This is a genomic window from Pseudomonas sp. H1h, from assembly GCF_000633255.1.
Lineage (GTDB): Bacteria > Pseudomonadota > Gammaproteobacteria > Pseudomonadales > Pseudomonadaceae > Aquipseudomonas.
This window is the reverse complement of record NZ_AYMJ01000011.1, coordinates 1-15,553: the sequence shown is the minus strand read 5'-3', so window position 1 is coordinate 15,553 and position 15,553 is coordinate 1. Positions and strand designations below refer to the sequence as shown.

Annotated in this window: 14 protein-coding genes; 7 read left to right on the top strand and 7 right to left on the bottom strand. The window is 61.1% G+C overall.

Features of this window, described 5'->3' with window-relative positions; translation table 11 throughout:
• The first annotated feature begins 1 nt into the window (after nucleotide 1).
• Entirely contained in the window at nucleotides 2-832 is an 831-nt protein-coding gene (nudC, locus tag U862_RS0108055) for an NAD(+) diphosphatase (RefSeq protein WP_025109918.1), read from the top strand.
• On the opposite strand, the gene U862_RS0108050 is transcribed toward nudC, so the two are convergent.
• Nucleotides 800-1,579: a TSUP family transporter gene (locus U862_RS0108050; RefSeq protein ID WP_025109917.1), complete on the bottom strand. Its 780-nt coding sequence runs from the start codon at nucleotides 1,577-1,579 to the stop codon at nucleotides 800-802. The two genes, nudC and U862_RS0108050, sit on opposite strands and share 33 nt — an antisense overlap.
• A 322-nt stretch (nucleotides 1,580-1,901) precedes the next feature.
• On the opposite strand from U862_RS0108050, the gene sfnG reads away from it, so the two are divergent.
• On the top strand, nucleotides 1,902-2,984 hold the full coding sequence (gene sfnG / locus U862_RS0108045) for a dimethylsulfone monooxygenase SfnG (protein ID WP_025109916.1): 1,083 nt from the start codon (nucleotides 1,902-1,904) through the stop codon (nucleotides 2,982-2,984).
• 122 nt (nucleotides 2,985-3,106) lie between these two features.
• Here the strand turns inward: sfnG and U862_RS0108040 are convergent, their stop codons facing one another.
• On the bottom strand, nucleotides 3,107-3,586 hold the full coding sequence (locus U862_RS0108040) for a nuclear transport factor 2 family protein (protein WP_025109915.1): 480 nt from the start codon (nucleotides 3,584-3,586) through the stop codon (nucleotides 3,107-3,109).
• A 55-nt stretch (nucleotides 3,587-3,641) separates the two neighbouring features.
• Nucleotides 3,642-4,205: a TetR/AcrR family transcriptional regulator gene (locus U862_RS0108035; protein WP_025109914.1), complete on the bottom strand. Its 564-nt coding sequence runs from the start codon at nucleotides 4,203-4,205 to the stop codon at nucleotides 3,642-3,644.
• A gap of 215 nt (nucleotides 4,206-4,420) precedes the next feature.
• On the opposite strand from U862_RS0108035, the gene pssA reads away from it, so the two are divergent.
• A complete protein-coding gene (pssA, locus tag U862_RS0108030) occupies nucleotides 4,421-5,764 on the top strand; it encodes a CDP-diacylglycerol--serine O-phosphatidyltransferase (RefSeq protein ID WP_025109913.1) in 1,344 nt (447 codons plus the stop codon).
• 152 nt (nucleotides 5,765-5,916) lie between these two features.
• Here the strand turns inward: pssA and efeO (U862_RS0108025) are convergent, their stop codons facing one another.
• From efeO (U862_RS0108025) to efeU, 4 genes are read right to left on the bottom strand one after another with little or no spacing between them, the layout of a single operon-like run.
• A complete protein-coding gene (gene efeO / locus U862_RS0108025; protein WP_025109912.1) occupies nucleotides 5,917-6,741 on the bottom strand; it encodes an iron uptake system protein EfeO in 825 nt (274 codons plus the stop codon).
• Nucleotides 6,742-6,766: 25 nt separating this feature from the next.
• Nucleotides 6,767-8,065, bottom strand: a complete 1,299-nt coding sequence (gene efeB / locus U862_RS0108020; protein WP_025109911.1) for an iron uptake transporter deferrochelatase/peroxidase subunit — start codon at nucleotides 8,063-8,065, stop codon at nucleotides 6,767-6,769.
• 17 nt (nucleotides 8,066-8,082) lie between these two features.
• Complete coding sequence (gene efeO, locus U862_RS0108015; protein ID WP_025109910.1) at nucleotides 8,083-9,282, bottom strand: iron uptake system protein EfeO; 1,200 nt, start codon at nucleotides 9,280-9,282, stop codon at nucleotides 8,083-8,085.
• An 8-nt stretch (nucleotides 9,283-9,290) separates the two neighbouring features.
• Nucleotides 9,291-10,139, bottom strand: a complete 849-nt coding sequence (efeU, locus tag U862_RS0108010; protein WP_025109909.1) for an iron uptake transporter permease EfeU — start codon at nucleotides 10,137-10,139, stop codon at nucleotides 9,291-9,293.
• Between the two features lie 296 nt (nucleotides 10,140-10,435).
• Between efeU and U862_RS0108005 the strand changes: the two genes are divergently transcribed.
• The 4 genes from U862_RS0108005 (at nucleotide 10,436) to U862_RS0107990 (ending at nucleotide 15,518) form a co-directional block, all read left to right on the top strand.
• Nucleotides 10,436-11,452 (top strand): AraC family transcriptional regulator, encoded by a 1,017-nt coding sequence (locus U862_RS0108005; RefSeq protein WP_025109908.1) that lies wholly within the window; start codon nucleotides 10,436-10,438, stop codon nucleotides 11,450-11,452.
• A gap of 418 nt (nucleotides 11,453-11,870) precedes the next feature.
• Nucleotides 11,871-13,535 (top strand): AMP-binding protein, encoded by a 1,665-nt coding sequence (locus U862_RS0108000; protein ID WP_025109907.1) that lies wholly within the window; start codon nucleotides 11,871-11,873, stop codon nucleotides 13,533-13,535.
• A gap of 15 nt (nucleotides 13,536-13,550) precedes the next feature.
• Entirely contained in the window at nucleotides 13,551-14,312 is a 762-nt protein-coding gene (locus tag U862_RS0107995) for an SDR family NAD(P)-dependent oxidoreductase (RefSeq protein ID WP_025109906.1), read from the top strand.
• Between the two features lie 12 nt (nucleotides 14,313-14,324).
• The gene (locus U862_RS0107990) at nucleotides 14,325-15,518 is read left to right on the top strand and encodes an acetyl-CoA C-acyltransferase (RefSeq protein ID WP_025109905.1); all 1,194 of its coding nucleotides are present in this window, start codon (nucleotides 14,325-14,327) and stop codon (nucleotides 15,516-15,518) included.
• The last annotated feature ends 35 nt before the right edge of the window (nucleotides 15,519-15,553 follow it).

Here is a 15,553-nt window from a genome sequence, read left to right as displayed (position 1 = left end):
CATGACAGCTCGCTGGACCACTGCAGTACTGGACACCGATCAACCCGGCGGCTGGGCCGTGGCGCACAGCCCCGAAGGCTTTCTGTTCGATGACAACGGCGCGCTGTTCCCCCGGGAATGGCTCAAGCGTCAGGACCTGTCAGTCCTCGTCGAACACGGCATCGGCCATCTCGACGGCGAGCCGGTGTATCTGCTGGAGTTGCGCAGTTCCGGCGAAGTGCCGGGCTGCAGCTGGAAAGGCTTGCGGGCGTTCATGCTCGAAGGCGATCACACCGTTTACAAGGTGCTGGGTTATGCCGCACAGATCGGCACCTGGGCGCGCGAACATCGCTTTTGTGGCAACTGCGGGCAGGCGATGGCGCAGGTGCCGGGCGAGCGGGCGATGTATTGCCAGCCGTGCGACCTGCGCAGTTATCCGCGCATTTCACCGAGCATGATTGTGCTGATCACGCGCGGTGACGAGATTTTGCTGGCGCGCTCTCCGCGGTTTGTCACCGGGGTTTACAGCACGCTGGCCGGTTTTGCCGAGCCGGGCGAGTCGGCGGAAGACTGCCTGGTTCGCGAAGTGCGCGAGGAAGTCAGTATCGAGGTGAAGAACATCCAGTACATGGGCAGCCAGTGCTGGCCGTTCCCGCACTCGATGATGCTCGGCTTCCACGCCGAATACGCCGGGGGCGAGATCATCTGTCAGGAAGACGAGATCGAAGACGCCCAGTGGTTCAACGTGCACGATCTGCCGCCATTGCCGGCGTCAAAATCGATTGCCCGTTACCTGATCGACGTCTACGTGGCGCGGCGCTTAGGCCACGCTGAACCAGTGCTGCCAGGCTAACCGCACGGTCAGCCCCAACACCACGGTGATGAACACCGGGCGAATGAACTTGGCGCCGCCGCTGATCGCGGTGCGCGCTCCGAAGAACGCGCCGACCATCACCGACAGGCCCATGCTCAGGCCGATGATCCAGTCCACCTGCCCGGAAAACACGAACACCGACAGCGCTGCAATATTGCTGACGAAGTTCATGCTGCGCGCCACGCCGCTGGCCTTGACCAGATCAATCGGGTAGAGCAGCAGACTGCTGACAGTCCAGAACGCGCCTGTGCCGGGGCCGGCCACGCCGTCGTAGAAACCGAGGCTGAAGCCCTGACTCGATTGCCATTTCTTCTTGATCGGCGCATCGCTGTCCAGCGGCGCCTTGGGCGTGCCGCCGAACAACAGATACACGCCGCAGGCGAAGACGATCACCGGCAGCATCTTGTTCAGCCATTCTGCCGGCAGGTAGTGGGCGACGATGGCGCCGGTCAGCGCGCCGACCAGAGTACCGATGATCGCGTGCGTCCACTGCCGAGGGTGGAACAGCTTGCGCCGGTAGAAGGTGAAACTGGCGGTGGCCGAACCGAAGGTCGAACTCAACTTGTTGGTGCCCAGCACTAGGTGTGGCGGCAGGCCAGCGGTGAGCAGCGCCGGGGTGGTCAGCAGACCGCCACCGCCGGCGATGGCGTCGATGAAACCGGCAATGAATGCGACGAGGGCCAGAACGGCCAGGGTAGTGAGGTCAACGCTGAGTTCGAAAGGCATGGAATCGGCTTATTCGGCAGGGCGCAGAAGGGCTGCGGGGAGGTCGGCCATGTTACCTGTATCCGGCTGTTGCGGCGACCCGTCGGACGCCTTCGCGAGCAAGCCCACTCCCACATGTTGCATCTGTGGGAGTGGGCTTGCTCGCGAAGAGGCCAGCTCAGGCACTGACGATTCAACTGTTGCCCACCCAACACCTCGACAACAAATCACCCTCCAACAATGCAACTCCATCAGCCTCAAGCCCAATAAAAACGGATCACTGGACACTGGCACGCTTGCTGCTCTGACTCATTGACCTTCCCAATGTCCCGAGGACACGCCAATGAGCAAGCAAGCCGTGAAATTCGCCTACTGGGTGCCCAACGTCAGTGGTGGTCTGGTGGTCAGCAAGATCGAGCAGCGCACCGACTGGGGCATCGACTACAACCGCAAACTGGCGCAACTCGCCGAGGCTGCCGGGTTTGAATACGCTCTGACGCAGATCCGCTTCACCGCCGGCTACGGTGCCGAATTCCAGCATGAGTCGGTCGCATTCAGTCACGCACTGCTGGCCGCCACCAGTCAACTCAAAGTGATCGCGGCGATCCTGCCGGGGCCGTGGCAACCGGCGCTGGCGGCCAAGCAACTGGCGACCATCGATCAACTCACCAATGGCCGGATCGCGGTGAACATTGTCAGTGGCTGGTTCAAGGGTGAATTTCAGGCGATCGGCGAACACTGGCTGGAACACGACGAGCGCTATCGGCGGTCTGAGGAGTTCATTCGTTCGCTGCGCGGGGTCTGGAGTCAGGACAACTTCAGCTTTCGCGGCGACTTCTACCGGTTCGACAATTACAGCCTCAAACCCAAACCGCTGGGGCGTCCGGAGATCTTCCAGGGCGGCAGCTCACGTGCCGCCCGAGACATGGCGGCGCGGGTGTCGGACTGGTATTTCACCAATGGCAACAGCGTCGAAGGGATCAAGGCGCAAGTCGATGACATCCGCGCCAAAGCGGCGGCGAACAATCATTCGGTGAAAATCGGTGTCAACGCCTTCGTCATCGCCCGCGACACCGAAGAAGAGGCGCGCGCGGTGTTGGCGCAGATCATCGAGCAGGCCGATCCGGACGCGGTGAATGCTTTTGGCGACGCCGCGAAGCAAGCGGGCAGGGCATCGCCGGAGGGTGAGGGCAACTGGGCGAAATCGACGTTCGAGGATCTGGTGCAATACAACGATGGCTTCAAGACCAACCTGATCGGTACGCCGTTGCAGATTGCCGAGCGGATTGTGGCGCTGAAGGCGGTGGGGGTGGATCTGGTGCTGGCGGGGTTCCTGCACTTTCAGGAGGAGGTGGAGTATTTCGGCAAACGAGTGCTGCCATTGGTGCGGGAGCTTGAGGCTGAAAAGACTGCTGCAGTCGCCTGAACACCACAACCCCCTAAGGGGAGCGGGCTTGCTCACGAAGGCGGTGTGTCAGCGACATGGATGTTGGCTGACACGGCGCGTTCGCGAGCAAGCCCGCTCCCACATGTTCGACGTATGTGAAATTACAGACCGAGTTCGGACAGGCCCGGGTGATCATCCGGGCGCCGCCCCAGCGGCCAGTGGAATTTGCGCTCGCTTTCCTTGATCGGCATGTCGTTGATGCAGGCATAGCGCTGGAACATCAGGCCGTGTTCATCGAACTCCCAGTTTTCGTTGCCGTAGGAACGGAACCAGTTGCCCGAGTCGTCGTGCCACTCATAGGCATAACGCACAGCGATGCGTGTGTCCGAATAGGCCCAGAGTTCCTTGATCAAGCGGTAATCCAGCTCCTTGGCCCATTTACGGGTCAGGAAGGCCTTGGCTTCTTCGCGGTTGTGGGCGAACTCGGCGCGGTTACGCCATTGGGTGTCCAGGGTATAGGCCAGCGACACCTTTTCGGGATCGCGGGAGTTCCAGCCGTCTTCGGCCAGACGCACTTTTTCAATGGCCGCTTCACGGTTGAACGGCGGTAAAGGCGGACGCACTTGGGCAGCAGTCGACATTTTCAGTCTCCCGATCTAATTAACGATTAAACAACGGTCAGGCTTATTTAAGGCGTTACAGGTCCAATAACTTACGCGCCATGCATTGCGCATTATCAGCGGCACTGTGATCACCCATCACAAGCGCTACGGTAATGGCGCCGTCAATCAGGATCAGCAACTGTCTGGCCAGCATTTGCGGATCTTCGGTGCCATGTTCGGTACACAGCTCGCACAGGTAGTCGAGCAGCTTCTGTTTGTGGTCTTTGGCGACCTGACGCACCGGGTCTTGCGGGTCACCGGTTTCGCCACTGGTATTGATGAAGGCGCAGCCGCGGAAGCCTTCTGAGGCGAACCAGCCCTTGAGCACGGTAAACAGGTTGAGCAGGCGATCAGCCGGGGTTTCAGCCTGATCGACCGCGCTGCGATACCAGTGCATCCAGCGCACGTCGCGGCGTTGCAGGGCGGCGACAGTCAGCTCCTCCTTGTTGGCGAAGTAGCGGTAGATGCTTTTTCTGGAGACGCCGGCGGTCTTCACCAACAGATCCATGCCAGTGGCCGCGATGCCACTTTTGTAGATCAGCTTTTCGGTGACATCCAGAATGATGTCGCGGGTTTCACTGCTGGTTATTTCGTTCATGTGGCGAACAGTAGAACGATCGTTCTCCTTGGTCAAGTGGGTATTTTTGTGTTTGCCATATCGCTTTCGCGAGCAGGCTCGCTCCCACAGGGGATCGCCTTTCAACTGCAGGCGTGAGCCTGCTCGCGAAGGCGTCATCACAGACAGTTACAAGACCCGAACCGAGCGATGGTGTAAGCTCTCGGGTTCTTCGGATTCGACCCATTGCGAGCCCTATGCCGTTGCTTTTCAAACGCTCTTTGCTGCCCAAACTGCGCAGCTTTCCGCTGACTGCCGAGGCCGTGACCATTCTGTCCGGCGCCGCCGAGTTCCGTCGTTGCCTGCTGGAGAAAATCGCCGAGGCGACCCAGCGCATCTACATCGTCGCGCTGTATCTGCAGCACGACGAGGCCGGTCAGGAAATCCTCGATGCCCTGCACGCCGCCAAGCTCAAGCGCCCGACGCTGGAAATTGTCGTGGTGGTCGACTGGCTGCGCGCCCAGCGCGGGCTGATCGGTGCCGGTAAACAACCGGGCAACGCAGCGTGGTACCAGGAAATGACCCGCACTCACCAGAGTGAAGTGCCGGTCTACGGCGTACCGGTGCAGACCCGCGAGCTGTTCGGCGTCCTGCATTTGAAAGGCTTCGTGATCGACGATTGCGTGGTCTACAGCGGTGCGAGCCTGAACAACGTGTACCTGCACAAGTTCGACAAGTACCGTTTCGACCGTTATCACGTGCTGCACAGCCGCGAACTGGCGGACTCGATGCACCACCTGGTCAAGCACGGCCTGATCGAATCCAAGGCCGTGCATCGCCTCGATCTGCCGAACCTGCCGACCACCCGCAGCCTGCGCAACGACATCGGCGACCTGCGCAGCCGTCTCAAATACGCGGCGTACGACACCAGTGCCGGCAGTACTGCACACACCGGCCTGTCGGTGAGTCCGCTGTTAGGCGTGGGCAAGAACAACCCGTTGAACCGGGTGATTGTCGAGCTGATCGCCAGCGCGCAACAGCAGCTGACCATCTGCACCCCGTACTTCAATCTGCCGCTGCCGATTATCCGCGAGGTCAACCGTGCGCTGGTCCGAGGGGTGAAGATCGACATCGTGGTCGGCGACAAGACCGCCAACGATTTCTACATTCCGCCAAGCGAGCCGTTCAAGGTGATTGCGGCGCTGCCGTACCTGTACGAAATCAGCCTGCGCCGCTTCGCCAAGCGTCATCAGCGCAACATCGACAGCGGGCAGTTGAACCTGCACCTGTGGCGTGACGGCGACAACAGCTATCACCTCAAGGGCATGTGGGTTGACCAGCGCTATACGCTGCTGACCGGCAACAACCTCAATCCACGGGCGTTCCGCCTGGACCTGGAAAACGCGTTGCTGATCGATGATCCGCATGGCGAGTGGCTGCAGCCACGGGCGCTGGAGCAGGCAGAGATTTTCCGCAATACCACGCGGATTGCCAGCTTCCAGAACCTGGAGACCTTGCCGGAGTACCCGACGGGAGTAGCGAAGTTTTTGAAGCGAGTGAGTCGGGTGCGGATCGAGCGGTTGCTCTACCGGATTTTGTAACCCTTCAAATCATGTCGTGCGGCTGACAATGCCTTCGCGAGCAAGCCCGCTCCCACAAGGGGGGCTATGGCGACCACAAACAAGGTGATCGACACAGATCCACTGTGGGAGCGGGCTTGCTCGCGAAGGGCTGGTTCAGGCGTTACAAAAACTCAGTTCAGCCCCAACTTGCCACGCAATGTGGACAGGTCTTCAGCCAAAGTATTGACCGGCCCGACCAGCGCCTTGCGGTCGTTATCCTTCACTTTGTCGTAAGTCTCGAAACCACCGTCCTTGGTCTTGTACTTGGCAAGAATCTTGTCCACGGTGGCAAAGTTCTTGTCCACTTTGGCGACAAAAGCCTTGTCCTGCTTCTCGATCTGAGGACGGAACAGGTCGACGATTTTCTTCGCGCCGTCGATGTTGCCCTGGAAGTCGTACAGATCCGTGTGGCTGTAGCGGTCTTCTTCACCGGAGATCTTGGTCGCGGCGACTTCTTCCAGCAGTGCAGCAGCGCCACCGACGACTTTTTCCGGCGGGAAGGTCAGGCCGGCGACGCGGGTCTGCAGGTCTTTCACGTCGCTGTCGAGCTTGTCTGCCAGAGCGCCCAGGCCTTCAGTGGTCTTTTCCGAGAACAACGAGTATTCGATGCGGTGGAAGCCGGTGAAGTCTTCGGCTTTCACACCTTTTTCGTGGTCGTCGACACGGGAGTCGATGGACGCATCGAGGTCACTGAACAGCTCGGCGATCGGCTCGATCGACTCGTAGTAAACGCGAGTCGGTGCGTAGAGCTTTTGCGCGGTGGCCAGATCACCTTTTTTCACAGCGTCGGTGAATTGTTTGGTGTGGCTGCCCAGCTCATCCAGTTGCTCAGTCACATAGATCTTGTAGTCCGAGACTGGCCCGACCAGATCCAGAGGCGCCGTCGCGGCGAAAGCCGAAAACGGGGTGTTGAGCAAACCGAGGGTCAGCAATAACGCGAGTGGCGACTTTTTCATGGAGCGGCTCCGAGGGTTTTTATGGTTATGCAGCTGTTTTGGGTTGTGTGGCATTAAGCAGTGAGCGACCGATGAAGTCCTTGTCGCTCGTGACACCCGGCAAGGTGAAGAAGTAGCCGCCGCCGACCGGTTTGAGGTATTCCTCAAGCGGCTCGCCGTTGAGCCGGGTCTGTACGGCAATGAAGCCTTTTTCCAGGTCGGCCTGGTAGCAGATGAACAGCAGGCCCATGTCGAGCTGGCCGTTCTTGTTCACGCCGTTGGAGTAGTTGAACGGGCGGCGCAGGATCAGATTGGCCTGGCTCGCGGCGGTGCGCGGGTTGGCGAGACGGATGTGCGCGTCGAGCTTGGTCAGCTTGCCCTCCGGGTCCTTGCTGTAGTCCGGAACCTCGGTCTCATGGTTGGCGCCCATCGGTGCGCCGGTGGTCTTGACCCGACCAATGATGCTTTCCTGCTCTTGCAACGGCGTACGGTCCCAGCGCTCGACGAAGTTGCGGATGATCCGTACCGCTTGATAGCTGCCGTGCGCCGCCCAGGCCGGCTCATCGTGGCCCGGTTGCACCCAGACGATCTTGTCCATCGCGTTGGCATCGTTGGAATCCGGGTTGGCCGAGCCATCACGGAAACCCAGGAAGTTGCGCGCCGATTGCGCCGGCACACCCGGTTTCGCCGGAGCTTGCGGTGGCACGCTGCCTTCCTGCTTCCAGCGCACCAAGAGCAGGTCCGGCAGGTTCTTGACGATGTCGCGCAGGGCGTGGATGTTGGTGTCGGCAGTGTTCGAGCAGAACTGCAGGCTCAGGTCGCCGTGGCAGCAATCGGCCTCCAGCGCATCGTTGGGGAAGCCGACCATGCGTTGCAGGCGCTTCGGTTTGGCATCGGCCAGACCAAAGCGCTCATCGAACAGCGACTCGCCCACCGACACGGTGATGGTCAGGTTGTCCGGGGTCACGACCGGGCCGAGGATGCCCGAATCCGGTGGCGGCAGTTTCGGGTCGATCTGTGCCACGGGGCCGCCCTTCATCAGGAACGCAATGCGCTCGTTGAGGGTGCGGAACAGCCGCTCCAGATCTTCGCGATCACTGGCCAGCACATCGAACGAAACGAACATGCCGGACGCCGGACGCGGGGTGACAATGCCGGTCTGGTGCACACCGTGGAAGTCGTGACGGTCTTCGGTCTTGTCACTGCTCGGGGCTTCGGTGACTTGCGCCGGGGCCGCAGCCATGGCCGGGCAACTCAGGGCCGAACCGGCCAGCGCGACCCCCGCAACCCCCATGCCCATCAGGACGCGGCGACGTTGCAGATCGAGGTTTTCTAAATCTTTCATCGGTATTCGTCTTCTGCTTACAGGCCGGAAAGGCCGAGGGCGGGGTCGATGCCATCCAGAGCGTCAGCCAGGGCCTGAGCCTTGTCGGCGATCTGTTTACGTTGTTCGCCACTGACCGTGTCGTAAGTGGCGTAGCCGTCCTTGACCTTGAAACTGTTCAATTCGTTGTCGAAGTCGCTCAGCGCCGCGTCGATTTTCGGCAGCAGCTCCGGCGCCGATTTGCTCAGCATTGGCCGCAGCAACTCGACCACCTTGTGTGCGGTTTCCAGGTTGCCGGCGAAACCGTTCAGGTCGCCGTGGCTGTAGCGTTCCTCTTCGCCGCTGGCGGCGCGCACGTCGGCCAGGGTGTTGAGGTTGCGCACCACGATGTTGACTAACTGCTCCGGCGGCAGGGACTGGGCCAGCAGTTGCTGTCTGAGCGTGGTGACGTCAGTCAGCAGGCGCTCGGCGACCGGGTTCAAACCATCGAGTTTGCGCTGTTGGAACAGCGCATATTCGACTCGGTGGAAGCCGACGAAGGCCGGATCCTGTTCGCGCTTTTCGAAATAGTCGGCGCGGGCATTGATGCTGTTGTCCAGTTCGGCCAGGCGTTGCGCGGCCGGAGCCAGGCGCTGGTAAGCGGCACGCGCCGGCAGGTACAAAGCCTGCGCCTGGGCCAAGTCGCCGCTTTCAATCGCCTGATTCAACGCAGTCACCGCTTTGATCAGCGCGCTGCCCTGACTGGCGAGGTACACACGAAACTCTGACAGTGGTCCGACGAAAGCGACCATCGACGGCTTGGCCTTCGCAGCAGCATCGGAAGCCGCCGTCGGCGTCACGTGCAGCACGCCACGCGGGTTGCTCAAGAGCCCGCAAGTGATGGCGTAGTCGCCGGGTTGCAGGTTGGCGTTGATCACCTGGCTGAGGCCCGGGGCGATGTTCTCGCGCTCTTCGATCACCAGCACGCCGTCGAGGATTTCCCATTCCACCGCCCGATCGGAGCGGTTGACGATACGGAAACTGGCGCGTCCGGCCGGTACGCTCAGTTCGTTCGGATCGCAACTGTGGGCGTTGATGTTGACCACCACTTCGTCATGGTTGTGCTGACGCTTGGCCGCCGCCATTTTCGAGGCGTAGTAGAACAAGCCACCGGCGGCGATCATCACGACCACCGAACCGGCCACCGCCCAGCGCAGCGCGCGGGGAGGGGAGGCCTGAGGAGTATTAGGCTTTGACATGGGTGCCCTTATTGGCTGGAAGCGGAAGACGAATTGGCAGGCTTGGGCGCAGCAGGCGCGGCAGGGTAGAAAAACATCACCAGCGCCACCACCAGATAGAGCAGATACGCGCCGAGGGTGCTGACGGTCGGCGCATCCTGATAGCCGAACATGCCAGCCAGCACCGAGCCCAACGGGCCATCCATCGGCAGCGTCGCGCTGAAGTCGAACAGCACGGTTTGCAGGTGATTCCAGAGGCCCGCTTCATGCAGGGCCTGCACCGAGTTGGCCAGAATCCCGGCGGCGACCACGAGGATGAACAGCCCGGTCCACTTGAAAAACGCCGACAGGTTCAAGCGCATGCTGCCGCTGTAGATCAGGAAGCCGACGATGATCGCCAGCACCAGGCCGAGCAGGGCACCGATCGGTGCTCCCGGGCCTTCGCTCTGCTGGAACACGGCAAGCAGAAAGAACACGGTTTCCAGTCCTTCGCGGGCCACGGCGAAGAACACCATGGCGATCAGCGCGATCACCTGATGCTTTGAAGACGTCAGGGCGTGATCCAGCGACGCCTGCAGCGAGTGCTTGATCGAACGCGCGACCTTGCGCATCCAGAACACCATGGAACTGAGAATGCCGACGGCGACCAGCCCGACCACGCCCTCGAACAGTTCCTGTTGTTTTTGCGGGAACTCGGCGCTGACCAGCTCCAGGCCACCCCCGACCAGCAGCGCCAGCGCAGCGGCGAGAAACACGCCGATCCACACTGCCGGCATCCATTGGCCACGGCCGGTCTGTTGCAGGTAACTGGCGATGATGCCAACGATCAGGGCGGCTTCAATGCCTTCGCGCAGCATGATCAGAAAGGGAACGAGCATTGCGGCAACCACGAGTGATTTAGATAGGTGGCTAAGTTGTAACATAATGACACTCATTCCCAAATGGGGATGGTTGACATTTACCTGAACATTCGCTGAACGGCACGTTTTTTAGTCAGCCACTGTTCAACCTTGTGGGTGCGAGCCTGCTCGCGAAGGCCTCCTGTCATTCGGCACAGTTTTTACTGACCCGCCGCTTTCGCGAGCAGGCTCACTCCTACAGGGATCTGTGTTGTGCCGAGGATGGCTGCGTTAAGATGCCCGTCACTGAAAAACAACAAGGTTTGCCTCGCTCCATGTCGGAAAAAGACACCATCGCCGTTCAACTGGTGCGTGAAGCGCTGCTGCAAAGTTGTGCTCCGGGCGTGGCCACGGAAGACGTCTTGAACAAGGTCGGGATTGATCCGGCGAAGCTGCTGAGCACAGAGGGCAGGGTGCCCGCTTCGCAATACGCGAAACTCTGGCGTTTGCTGGCGCGGCGAGGCGATGACGAGTTCTTCGGCATGGATCCGCGTCAGCTCAAGTCCGGCAGCCTCGAATTTCTCTGTCGCAGCGCCATGGCGCAACCGACCCTGGCCGCTGGCCTGAGCACAGGGCTGAATTTCCTTTCGCTGATGCTGGAAAAAATGCCGGCGCAACTGCTGCACCAGCAGAGCCTGGCGGAAATCGTCCTGCTTGAAGATGATCCCGAACCACGACGGGCGTTCACGTATTTCACTTATTGGATGATCGTTCATGGCGTGGCCTGCTGGCTGGCGGGGCGGCGGATCCCGATTCTGGCGATTGAGCTGCGCTGCGCCGAGCCGGAGTTCTGCGACGACTATCGGGTGATGTTCTCGGAAAACCTGCGTTTCGATCGTCCGCGTACGCGGATGATCTTCGCCGCTGACTGCCTTGATCTGCCGATCAAGCGCACCGCCGAGGAGCTGAAGCGCTTTCTGGCCCATGCGCCGGCGAACATTCTGGTGAAGTACCGCGACCCGGAGAGCCTCGCCAGCCGGATCAAGCAGGACCTGCGGCAGTTGCCCGCCGAGCAGTGGCCGGAAACCGAGGCTCTGGCGCAACAGCTGTGCATGTCCGCCTCGACCTTGCGTCGGCGTTTGGCGGAGGAGGGGCAGACCTATCAAGGTCTCAAGGACAGCGTGCGCAAGGAACTGGCGATCATCTGGCTGGCGGAACCTTCGATCAGTTTTGTCGAGATCGCGACGCGGCTGGGGTTTGCCGATGCGAGTTCGTTCTACAAGGCGTTTCGCAAGTGGTCGGGATCGAATCCGGGGCATTACCGTACGCTGATCCTGAACGAAGCAGTCTGATCCGGATTGCTTGCCGCCTGACCGGCCCCTTCGGGAGCAAGCCCCCTCCCACTTTTGAAATGCATGCTCCCTGTGATTGCAGCCGCCCGGCAACCACAGGTGATCCTCCCTTTGAAATGCATGCTCCCTGTGATTGCAGCTTGCCTGGCAGTCACAGATGATCCTCACTTTGAAATGCATGCTCCTGTGATTGCACCTCTCCTGGCAGTCACAGGTGATCCCCCCTTTGAAATGCAATTCTCTGTGGGAGGGGGCTTGCTCCCGAAGGGGCCAGTCCCGGCGACACATCTGCGCAACCTTGGCCAAACCAGTCATCCAACTTGATGGCTTTGACCATTGCCGCATCCGCGCTGCAGCGCGACTATCCCTCTGTTGTTTACGGTTCCCAGCCTAATAAAAATACAGAGGGATTCTGGCAATGCGCGATTACTTGTCTGCCACCGAACAGTTCAACTATCAACACACCGTGGACGCTGCGCTCAGCGGCTCGCTGGAGGCGCTCAACGCCTGCGTCGAATGCTGCGACCGCCACGCCTTGCCGGGGCGCATCGCACTGTTCTGGGAGGGGCGCGACGGTGCAAGCGCCACGTACACCTTCAGCGATCTGCAGGACAAAGCCGCACGTTTCGCCAATTTCCTTCTCGCCCAGGGCGTGCAGAAGGGCGACAAGGTCGCCGGCCTGCTGCCGCGCAATATCGAATTGCTCATCACCGTGTTCGCCACCTGGCGCATTGGCGCGGTGTATCAACCGCTGTTTACTGCCTTCGGCCCCAAAGCCATCGAACATCGCCTGAACAGTTCCGGCGCCAAAGTGGTAGTCACCGACGCCATCAATCGGCCGAAACTCGCTGAAGTCGCCGCTTGTCCGACCGTGGTCACTGTCGGCGGCGCCAAAGGCGAGGGCATCGTCCGCGGCGATTTCAGTTTCTGGGCCGAACTGGCCAACTATTCCAGCGTCTGCGAACCGGTCCTGCTGACAGGCGAAGACCCGTTCCTGCTGATGTTCACTTCAGGCACCACTGGCCCGTCGAAAGCGCTGTCAGTGCCGCTCAAGGCCATCGTCGCATTCCAGAGCTACACCCGCGATGCGGTGGATCTGCGCCCCGAAGACTCGTTCTGGAACGTCGCCGACCCGGGCTGGGCCTACGGCATCTATTTCGGCGTCACCGGCCCGATGTCGATGGGGCATCCGATCACTTTTTACGACGGTCCGTTCACCCTCGAAAGTACCTGCCGGGTGATCAACAAATATGGCATCACCAACCTCACCGGCTCGCCGACGGCGTATCGCCTGTTGATTGCCGGCGGCAACGAGTTCGCCAAGTCGATCAAGGGCAAGCTGCGCATCGTCAGCAGCGCCGGCGAGCCGCTGAACCCGGAAGTGATCCGCTGGTTCGCCGACAACCTCGGTGTGGTCATTCACGACCATTACGGTCAGACCGAACTGGGTATGGTCCTGTGCAACCACCATGGCCTGGAACACCCGATCCACCTCGGCGCCGCCGGTTTCGCCTCGCCGGGCCATCGCATTGTGGTGCTCGACGAGCAGCACACCGAACTCGGCGTCGGCCAGCCTGGCATTCTCGCCATCGACCGTACTCAATCGCCGATGTGCTGGTTCGACGGCTACGAAGGCGTGCCGACCAAAGCCTTCGTCGGCAACTATTACTTGAGCGGCGACACCGTGGAATGGAACCCGGACGGCAGCATCAGCTTTGTCGGGCGCAGCGATGACGTGATCACCACCTCGGGCTACCGCGTGGGGCCGTTCGACGTTGAAAGCGCACTGATCGAGCACCCGGCGGTGGTCGAGGCGGCAGTGGTCGGCAAGCCGGACCCGGAGCGCACCGAGCTGGTCAAAGCCTTTGTCGTGCTCAACCCGCAATACCGCGCGGAACCCGCGCTGGCCGAAGAGTTGCGGCAACACGTGCGCAAGCGTCTGGCCGCGCATTCGTATCCGCGTGAAATCGAATTTGTCAGCGAATTGCCGAAAACCCCAAGCGGCAAATTGCAGCGCTTTATCTTGCGCAACCAGGAAATCGCCAAGGCTCAAGAGGCCGCGGCGCACAACGTTTCAGCTTGAATCAGGAAGTCAGTCATGCAGATCGAAAACAAGGTTTTTATCGTCACTGGCGGCGCGTCCGGCCTGGGCGCGGCCACCGCTGAATTGCTGGTCAACGCCGGCGCCAAAGTAATGCTGGTGGACATGAACGCCGAAGCGCTTGCCGCGCAGGCCCAACGCCTCGGCGCGCAAAGTGTTGTCGCCGATATCAGCAACGAAGCCGCCGCCGAGGCCGCCGTGCAGGCGACCGTCAAAGCCTTTGGCAGCCTCAACGGCCTGGTCAACTGCGCCGGCATCGTCCGGGGCGAGAAGATCCTCGGCAAGAACGGCCCGCACGCGCTGTCCAGTTTTGCCCAGGTGATCAACGTCAACCTGATCGGCAGCTTCAACATGCTGCGCCTGGCGGCAGCGGCCATCGCCGAGAGCGAAGCCAACGCCGACGGCGAGCGCGGGGTGATCATCAACACTGCGTCGGTGGCGGCGTTCGACGGCCAGATCGGCCAGGCGGCGTACTCGGCCTCCAAAGGCGCGATCGCCAGCCTGACCCTGCCGGCCGCCCGTGAACTGGCGCGCTTCGGCATCCGCGTAATGACCATCGCCCCGGGCATTTTCGAAACCCCGATGATGGCCGGCATGACCCCGGAAGTCCGTGAGTCGCTGGCCGCAGGCGTACCGTTCCCGCCGCGTCTGGGCAAACCGGCCGAGTACGCCGCACTGGTTCGGCATATCATCGAAAACAGCATGCTCAATGGTGAGGTGATCCGTCTCGACGGCGCCTTGCGCATGGCCGCCAAGTAAGGAGAATTTGTCATGACTCTTTCCAACGATCCGATTGTTATCGTCAGCGCCGTCCGCACCCCGATGGGCGGTTTTCAGGGCGAACTGAAAAGCCTCACCGCCCCGCAACTGGGCGCCGCCGCGATCAAGGCTGCAGTTGAACGCGCAGGCGTTGCCAGCGATGCGGTCGACGAAGTGCTGTTCGGTTGTGTATTGCCGGCCGGTCTCGGCCAGGCGCCTGCACGCCAAGCTGCACTGGGTGCCGGGCTGGACAAATCCACCCGTTGCACCACGGTCAACAAGATGTGCGGCTCGGGCATGGAAACCACCATTCTCGCTCACGACATGCTGATCGCAGGCAGTGCCGATGTGGTGATCGCTGGCGGTATGGAAAGCATGTCCAACTCGCCGTACCTGCTGGACCGTGCCCGCGCCGGTTACCGCATGGGCCATGGCCGGGTGCTCGACTCGATGTTCCTCGACGGCCTCGAAGACGCCTACGACAAGGGCCGCCTGATGGGCACCTTCGCCGAAGATTGCGCCGAAACCAACGACTTCAGCCGCGAAGCGCAGGATGCCTTTGCCATCGCCTCGACCACCCGCGCCCAGCAGGCAATCAAGGACGGCAGTTTCAAGGCCGAGATCGTGCCGCTGAGCGTGACTGTTGGCAAGGAACAGGTCCTGATCAGCAACGACGAGCAGCCGCCAAAAGCCAAGCTGGACAAGGTCGCCTCGCTGAAACCGGCGTTTCGTGAAGGCGGCACAGTGACGGCGGCCAACTCCAGTTCGATCTCCGATGGCGCGGCGGCACTGGTGCTGATGCGCCAGTCGCAGGCGCAGAAACTCGGTCTGAAACCACTTGCAGTGATTCACGGTCACTCGGCGTTTGCCGACACTCCGGGGCTGTTCCCGGTGGCGCCGATTGGTGCGATCAAGAAGCTGGTGAAGAAGACCGGTTGGGCGTTGAACGAGGTCGATCTGTTCGAAATCAACGAAGCGTTCGCCGTGGTCGCAATGGCGGCGATGACCCATCTGGAAATCCCCCACGACAAACTCAACGTGCATGGCGGCGCCTGCGCCCTGGGCCATCCGATCGGTGCGTCAGGTGCGCGGATTCTGGTGACCTTGCTCTCGGCCCTGCGCCAGAAAGGCTTGAAACGCGGGATTGCGGCAATCTGCATCGGCGGCGGTGAAGCCACGGCGATGGCCGTGGAATGCGTTTACTAAGATCAACACCCATCCCGATTGTGGGAGGGGGCTTG

Bases quoted from the DNA above. Each gene is read 5' to 3' on its own strand.
- nudC (WP_025109918.1), top strand. From the start codon at position 2: ATGACAGCTCGCTGGACCACTGCAGTACTGGACACCGATCAACCCGGC.
- U862_RS0107995 (WP_025109906.1), top strand. From the start codon at position 13,551: ATGCAGATCGAAAACAAGGTTTTTATCGTCACTGGCGGCGCGTCCGGC.
- U862_RS0108050 (WP_025109917.1), bottom strand. From the start codon at position 1,579: ATGCCTTTCGAACTCAGCGTTGACCTCACTACCCTGGCCGTTCTGGCC.
- efeO (WP_025109912.1), bottom strand. From the start codon at position 6,741: ATGAAAAAGTCGCCACTCGCGTTATTGCTGACCCTCGGTTTGCTCAAC.
- efeU (WP_025109909.1), bottom strand. From the start codon at position 10,139: ATGCTCGTTCCCTTTCTGATCATGCTGCGCGAAGGCATTGAAGCCGCC.
- U862_RS0108005 (WP_025109908.1), top strand. From the start codon at position 10,436: ATGTCGGAAAAAGACACCATCGCCGTTCAACTGGTGCGTGAAGCGCTG.
- efeB (WP_025109911.1), bottom strand. From the start codon at position 8,065: ATGAAAGATTTAGAAAACCTCGATCTGCAACGTCGCCGCGTCCTGATG.
- U862_RS0107990 (WP_025109905.1), top strand. From the start codon at position 14,325: ATGACTCTTTCCAACGATCCGATTGTTATCGTCAGCGCCGTCCGCACC.
- sfnG (WP_025109916.1), top strand. From the start codon at position 1,902: ATGAGCAAGCAAGCCGTGAAATTCGCCTACTGGGTGCCCAACGTCAGT.
- U862_RS0108035 (WP_025109914.1), bottom strand. From the start codon at position 4,205: ATGAACGAAATAACCAGCAGTGAAACCCGCGACATCATTCTGGATGTC.
- pssA (WP_025109913.1), top strand. From the start codon at position 4,421: ATGCCGTTGCTTTTCAAACGCTCTTTGCTGCCCAAACTGCGCAGCTTT.
- U862_RS0108040 (WP_025109915.1), bottom strand. From the start codon at position 3,586: ATGTCGACTGCTGCCCAAGTGCGTCCGCCTTTACCGCCGTTCAACCGT.
- efeO (WP_025109910.1), bottom strand. From the start codon at position 9,282: ATGTCAAAGCCTAATACTCCTCAGGCCTCCCCTCCCCGCGCGCTGCGC.
- U862_RS0108000 (WP_025109907.1), top strand. From the start codon at position 11,871: ATGCGCGATTACTTGTCTGCCACCGAACAGTTCAACTATCAACACACC.